This window comes from Mycobacteriales bacterium, from assembly GCA_035533475.1.
Taxonomy (GTDB): Bacteria; Actinomycetota; Actinomycetes; order DATLTS01; family DATLTS01; genus DATLTS01.
Genome location: DATLTS010000043.1, coordinates 1 through 6,856 on the forward strand (window position 1 = coordinate 1; position 6,856 = coordinate 6,856).

At 68.5% G+C, this 6,856-nt stretch carries 4 protein-coding genes; all 4 read left to right on the forward strand.

Annotation, left to right across the window (positions count from 1 at the left end):
• The first annotated feature begins 334 nt into the window (after positions 1-334).
• Positions 335-544, forward strand: a complete 210-nt coding sequence (locus tag VNG13_10350) for a DUF6157 family protein (protein ID HVA60917.1) — start codon at positions 335-337, stop codon at positions 542-544.
• A 327-nt stretch (positions 545-871) separates the two neighbouring features.
• A complete protein-coding gene (locus VNG13_10355; protein ID HVA60918.1) occupies positions 872-2,908 on the forward strand; it encodes an ATP-binding protein in 2,037 nt (678 codons plus the stop codon).
• Between the two features lie 105 nt (positions 2,909-3,013).
• Positions 3,014-3,427: a hypothetical protein gene (locus VNG13_10360; GenBank protein HVA60919.1), complete on the forward strand. Its 414-nt coding sequence runs from the start codon at positions 3,014-3,016 to the stop codon at positions 3,425-3,427.
• A gap of 564 nt (positions 3,428-3,991) precedes the next feature.
• Positions 3,992-6,130 (forward strand): acyltransferase family protein, encoded by a 2,139-nt coding sequence (locus tag VNG13_10365; protein ID HVA60920.1) that lies wholly within the window; start codon positions 3,992-3,994, stop codon positions 6,128-6,130.
• The last annotated feature ends 726 nt before the right edge of the window (positions 6,131-6,856 follow it).

Below are 6,856 nucleotides of genomic sequence, written 5' to 3' on the forward strand. Positions count from 1 at the left end.
GGACCTTGATCGACCTCTCGCAAGACGTTTCGCTTGTGGGACGATCGATCAGCACCGGCCACATTCGCGTCGCGGCCCGGGCGGACAGCGTCAGGACCCGTCCTTCAGCGTGAAACGCACGGCTTCGTTGGTTACCCCGGAGGCTTTGAGCCGACCGGCTCGACCTGCACCTCGCCGACGGGATGGGACACGGTTCTTCCAATGTCTTCAAGGCTTTTCGCGTTGGCTCCGAGCAGGGAGTTTTCCACAGGGCGTGTTGTGTCACCTTACCGACGGCGGACTCTTGGCTCTTGGCTCTTGGCTCGCCGGGCAGCACAGCAGGGGAGACTGAGACATGGGTTACGCGAACACCTTCATCGCCGTGGCTGAGGATTGCCCAACCACCGGCGAGGTACGCCCCGAACGGTCCAGCGGCCCAACGGTGGCGAGCACCCAGTACGCCATGCTGGCCCCTGCCCCCGGCCGCTGGACCCGAGAGGACGTCCCGTTCGCGTCCTCCCCTGAGGTGCAAGGCCGGAACGACCTTCGTGACGAGGGGGCTTGAGCGCCTCCGCCAGGAGTCCTTCGCTCAGCACCGCGCCTGCCTGCGCGCCTCGCCGCTCCCGACGGGCGTCGGTTGGGGCCGCCGCCACGACTCCGAGGGCCGCATCACGCTGCGCGCTGTCGACTCACCGGAGCTGTCGACTCACCGGAGTTCAGGTCTCGCCACTGCTGCGATATCGACCACTCCGGTCCGGCTGTAGCGCGTTGTCCCGTTTCGCCGCTCATGTCGGTGCTTCGACGTGTCGATAGCCGAGGAGAGAATCCAATCGCGACAGGGGCGTACATGGTGATGATACGGACACGCAGTCCGCTGCGCAGGCTGTCCGTCGTGCTCCTGATCGTCTTGCTCGGGATCAGCATCGGCATGTCGCTGGTCGTGCGATCCGTGGTCCGGGACGAGCAGTCGCGGCTGCTCCATGAGCGTACGGCCGAGGCTTCGGCGTTGATCAGCACCCTGTTCTCCGGGGCGGCGACCACCCTGCCGATCCTTGGCGAAACCACCCGACCCCGGGTCGGCTCGACCCAGCTGTTCACCGCCGCCGCCCGCCCGCTGCTGGCCGCGGCCAGCGGCATCGGCGCGCTGCGCGCCACCGGCGGCGCCGTCTCGGTGGTGGCCGAAGTCGGCGACGGCCCGCCGGCCGGGAGCACCCTCACCGGAGCCCGGGCGGCGCTGGCCACCCGGGCCCTGACCGCACACGGCATGGTCTCCGCCGTGTTCGACCAGCCCGGCGGACCGCTGCTCAGCTTCGCGGTCGTGGTCGGCCCCGGACTCATCCTCTACGAGGACCTGCCGCTGGCCGCGTCACAGGTCTATCTGTCCAACGCCAACGGGCCGTTCAGCGAACTCGACGGTGCGCTGTACGCATCGTCCCGCGCAGATCCCTCGACGCTGGTCCTGGCCACCACGAAGAGCCTCCCGCTCACCGGCGCGACCGACCAGCAGGCCGTCACGGTCGGAGCCGAACAGTGGACGATCGTGGCCCGCAGCAATCAACCGCTGGTCGGCCCGTTCAGCGCCAACGCCCCCTGGGCGGTCTTGGCCGCCGGCCTGCTCGGTGCCGCCCTGGCCACCCTGCTGGTCGAGACCTTGCTCCGCCGCCGCGCCTTCGCCGAGTTCCTGGTCGAGGAACGCACGCTGGCCCTGCGTGCCGCGCTCGACGAGCAGGCCCGTCTCGAGCAGGGCGAACGCCGGGCGCGGGAGAGCGCGGAGGCGGCAAACCGCTCGAAGAGCGAGTTCCTGTCCCGGATGAGCCATGAACTGCGCACCCCGCTCAATGCGGTCCTGGGTTTCGGTCAGCTCCTCGAGCTCGACGAGCTCACCGGCCCGCAGCAGGAATCGGTCGACCAGATCATCAAGGGTGGCCGGCACCTGCTCGACCTGATCAACGAGGTTCTCGACATCTCCCGGATCGAAACCGGCGCACTTGCGCTCTCCCCCGAGCCGGTCCTGGTAGGCGAACTCGTCGGGGACGCCATCAGCTTGATCCGACCGCTGGCCGAGCACCGATGGATTCAGCTCGCCGCGGACCTCGGGGCTGGGGGAGGCGTCCACGTGCTGGCCGACCGGCAGCGGCTCAAGCAGATCCTGCTCAACCTGCTCGCCAACGCTGTCAAGTACAACCGCGACCGGGGCGCCGTTGTCGTCTCCTGCGACCGGGTGGACTCCGCCCAGCTGCGCATCACCGTCACCGACACCGGCCCGGGCATCCCCCCCGAACACCTCGAGCTGTTGTTCGTGCCGTTCGAGCGACTCGGCGCCGAACGCAGCGGAATCGAGGGAACCGGCGTCGGGCTCGCCCTGTCCCGCCGACTCGCCGAGGCGATGGGCGGCACGCTCGAGGTGAGCTCGGTTCCTGGTGAGGGGAGCCGCTTTTCGGTCGTGCTCTCGATCGTCGAAGGCCCACTCGAGCACTACGAGCGGGTCAGCGGGACGATGTCCGACCCGACCGCGGAAGAGGCCACCGGCTCTGAGTCGCGACACAAGATCCTCTACATCGAGGACAACCTGTCAAACGTGCGCCTGGTGGAGCGGGTGCTCGAACGTCGCAGCGACGTGCAGGTAATCTCGGCCTTGCAAGGCCGCCTCGGGGTCGCCCTGGCCCGCGAGCACCGTCCCGTCCTGATCCTGCTAGACCTGCACCTTCCCGACGTCAATGGCGACGAGGTCCTGCGCCAGCTGAGGGACGACCCGGCTACCGCAACGACGCCCATCGTCATGGTCAGCGCCGACGCCACAGCCGGCCAGGTCGAGCGGCTGCTCGCCGAAGGCGCGACCGCCTATCTGACCAAACCTCTCGATGTGCAGGACCTGCTTACGGCTCTCGACGCCGCCATCGACGCCGCCCACGCGCCAACGACCGCATAGACAGTGCCAACGACCGCATAGACAGTGTTTCAAGGGTTTCACGCGTTGGACGAGTCCCGATGAGCCATGATGGGTGCCATGCGGCGGGGTCGCAGATGTCGCGTCGTGATCTTCGTCGTCACTTTGCTGGTGGGCGCCACCGCCTGCACCTCACAGCGGGCGCAGCTCCCCCCACTGCACCCCAGCACGAGCCCGCCTGTGACGAGGGGTGCGTCTCTTGGCACGCTGGTAGGTCAGGTGAAGTACTACGGGGGGCCGGAGATGTTCCCAAGTGCTGGCGGCGGCACTCCGCATATGGCGCTCGAGGGGGCACCGGGCCGTGGCGTCCTGGTAATCGTGAGCTCGGGCGGGCTCCGCGTCGCGTCGATGGCGACCGGCCAGGACGGCAGGTTCCAGTTCGAGCTGGAGTCGGGCCGCTACCTGCTAAGCACAGCGGCTTCGGACGGGTGCCCCGAATCGTCGGTCCTCGTTCGGGCAGGCATCCGGACCCAGCACTACGTGATCTGCAACGTCCCATAGCGCCCGGCTCGGCACGATGGCCGTCGTGTGTGCCGCCGAACGCGAGCTGGCATTCCCGTTCGGTTTCGCTGCGAGCAAGATCGCCGACTACCATTTCGGGCGCGGGCGGCCGCCGAGTACGCCGCCGCCCAGCAGCGGCACCGGCCGCGCCGCTGCTGACCGTCGCCGAGCCGCTCGAACGGTAGCTGCTGGCCGACCAGCCGTGGCGGTCCTCCACGCTAGTCCGCTACCGGTCCAACGCGTCCACAAGCGTCGTCGGCCGGCGGTTTCGGGTGCTGCGCTCGGCGGTCGGTCGTCCAGGGTTGCTACTGGGGACTGAACAAACGCCAGCTGTCCGCTCGGTGATTCTGCCCACCGTGCTCGGGCCGCGTTGGGGAGCCCGGTCGGTGGTGCCCACCCGCCGGCCGTTCCGCCCGTCGCCATCGGGCAACTGCCATCGGGCAACAGCGAGCGATGGTCACAGCGTTTTCCCAGAAATCGGAACGGCCGGCTTAGCCGGGTGCGGGTTAGGGTCGGTGGCGTGAGGGTCCCGCGACCGGCCGGCGCCATGACCTCGAACGGTTGGTGACCGGGCCGGCGACCCCTGCCGGGCAGCGACAGCAGAAGGCGCGGGTCACACCGGCGGCGCCGCGCCTTGACCACCAGCCGGCGCTCGACGGGTTACGCGGCATCGCGATCGCGCTGGTGCTGCTCTACCACGGTGGCCTGCCGGGTGGCGGCGGCGGTTTCCTCGGCGTCGAGGTTTTTTTCGTGTTGTCCGGCTACCTGATCACGTCGCTACTGCTGGTTGAGTGGCAGACGTCGGCAACCATTCACCTGCGGGCGTTTTGGGCTCGCCGGGCTCGCCGCCTCCTCCCGGCGTTGTTCTGTGTGATCACGATCGTTGGGATCCGGCAGGTGATGGTCGGCCCGGCGCTGGCGGTACCCGGCCTGCAAGGCGATGGGCTGGCGGCGCTGCTCTACGTGGGCAACTGGCATCAGGTGCTGGCTGGCGACAATTACTTCATCGCCAACGGGCCGGTGTCTCCGCTGCAGCACACCTGGTCGCTGGCCATCGAAGAGCAGTTCTACCTGGTGTGGCCGGTCGTGGTGTGCGGCCTGGTGGTGATGACGCGTCGACGCCGGCGCCCGGCCTCATGGCCGCGAGCGCTGGTGGCAACGGTGGCGGCTGCCGGTGCGGTCGGTTCGGCCGTAGCCATGGCGCTGTGGTACGGGAAGGGCGCCGGCCTGAGCCGGGTCTATTACGGCACCGACACGCGGGCGCAGGGCCTGCTGGTCGGCGCAGCCCTGGCCTGCGCGCTGACCGGCTGGCCCAGCGGCAACCGTGGGGGACGACCCGTCTACCTGCCGGGGATGATGGTGCGGGCGCTGAGCCTGCCGGGCGCGGTGGTTGTGCTGTGGTCGCTGGTTGCGGCTCGGGGTAGCTCCGGGTGGCTGTTCCACGGTGGTTTTTTGGGTTTCGACCTGGCGGTGGCCAGCATCATCACCGCTGCGGTGACCGAGCCGCGCGGTCTGCTCGGGCGGGCGCTGTCGAAGGCGCCGTTGCGGCTGCTGGGAAAGATCTCGTACGGCTTGTATCTGTGGCATTTCCCGTTGTTCTTGTGGCTCGACACGGACACGACTGGACTCACCGGGGCCCGGTTGTTCCTGCTCCGACTCACCGTCAGCCTCCTCGTTGCCATAGTTTCCTTCGTGGTCGTCGAGGAGCCGTTCCGCCGCCGACGAGTGTCCGCGAGCGCAAGCCGGGTGCTGGCGCCGGCGGGCGCGACCGCTGCTGCGCTGTCGCTGATCGCCGCGTCCTCGGTGGCGAGTGCGGGCCCCGCGCAGTCCATCATTGCCGCGGGGGCCGCGGGGGCCGCGGGGGCCGCGGGTGGCGCGGGTGGCCAGCTTGGCCGACAGCCGGCTTGCCGAGTGACGCTGCAAGACACGGTGGACTACCGGGTAGTCCCCTTACCCGTCACCCAAACCCCGCAGTGGGCGACGTCGGTCAACACGCGGCGCGAAGTCACCCGCACCTTTCACAGCTGCCCGCCTCGGCGGATCCTCCTGGTCGGGGATTCAATCGCTGCCAGCCTCGCTTTCGGCCTCCCCGAGCAAGAGCAAGCCTATGGCGTTGAGATCGCGTCCGCGCCGATCCTCGGCTGCGCGTTCGTGGTGGACGCCGCACTCGACGTCGGCGGCTCGGTGCAGCCACTGCCGAGCAGCTGCCGCACCGAGCTGACCCAATGGCGGCACGCCGAACAGGAGTTCCGCGCCCAGGCTGTCGTCGTCGAGCTGGGCTGGCGGGACGAATTCGACCGGGTGCGGAATGGGCAGCGCGTCCATCTCGGCCAGCCCGGTTACGACGCCGAGCTGGTCGGCCGGATGGAGCGATTCGTGGACATGCTCGGCCAAGGCGATATCCCGATCATCTTTCTGACCGTGCCCTGGGCGCACCCGCCTGACCTACCGGATGGGGCTGCGCCCCCGGAGGGATCCGCGAGCCGGCACCGTCAACTCAACGCCCTGTTGCGGTCGGTCGCTGCCCGCCATCCGCGTCAGGTTCACGTGCTGCCGCTCGATGCCTACGTTTCACCGGATGGCCATTACAGCGCGTCAGTTGAGGGGCGGTTGTGCCGGTTCGATGGACTGCACTTCACCACGTACTGCGGCGAATACCTCGCCCAGCCCGTCCTGCGCCTGGTCGACCGTGAGATCAAATAACCGCGAGGCGCGTATCACTCCGGCCCAAAGTGGAGCCAGACCAAGCTGTCACACCCACCTGCTGAGCCTCACGCGCGGGACAGGCTTTGGCTGTCCCGCCGGGTCTCACCGTGCGACCGTCCGCCCGACCTGCGCTGAGAAGCTCCACACCGCGACACCGGACCACCAGGCGGTAGTCGATGCGCAAGCGTAGCCGGCGACGGCGTATCGACTCCTCCGAGGTGGTGACATCCCTCTACTCGTCGCTGCTCGGTCGTCAACCCACCGGCGGCGAGGAACTCACCAAGGTCGAACACCTAGAGCGAGGCGGCCAGATCGACCAGGTCGTGGGGTGGTTCTTGGCCTGCCGCGAATGCTTCTTGTCGTTTCAGCACAACCCGGCCTTCGACGAGCTCGTGGCCCCCGACCCGCTGCCGTTTGACGTACCCCGCCTCTATGTCTGGCACATTCCCAAGACCGGGGGAAGCAGCCTGCGGGAGATGCTGCGTCCGCACTTCGATGCGTTGGAGTTCTGCGGAGGACTCACCCTCGGCGAGCTGTACCGCATGTCGCAGTATCGTCTGCGGACGTTCCGAGTTATCAGCGGAGTAACTACTCAGCCGCCCGCTCAGGCGATGGCGGGGATCCAGGGCCCACTGTCGTGGAGCATGCGTAGGACGGCCAGAGCTGGTTGGCCTTGTTTGCGGGCGGTGTCGAGGTAGGAGCGCAGCCGGCAGAAGGCTTTCG

Excerpts from the sequence above, each read along its gene's own strand:
- VNG13_10350 (HVA60917.1), top strand. The coding sequence starts at position 335 with ATGGGTTACGCGAACACCTTCATCGCCGTGGCTGAGGATTGCCCAACC.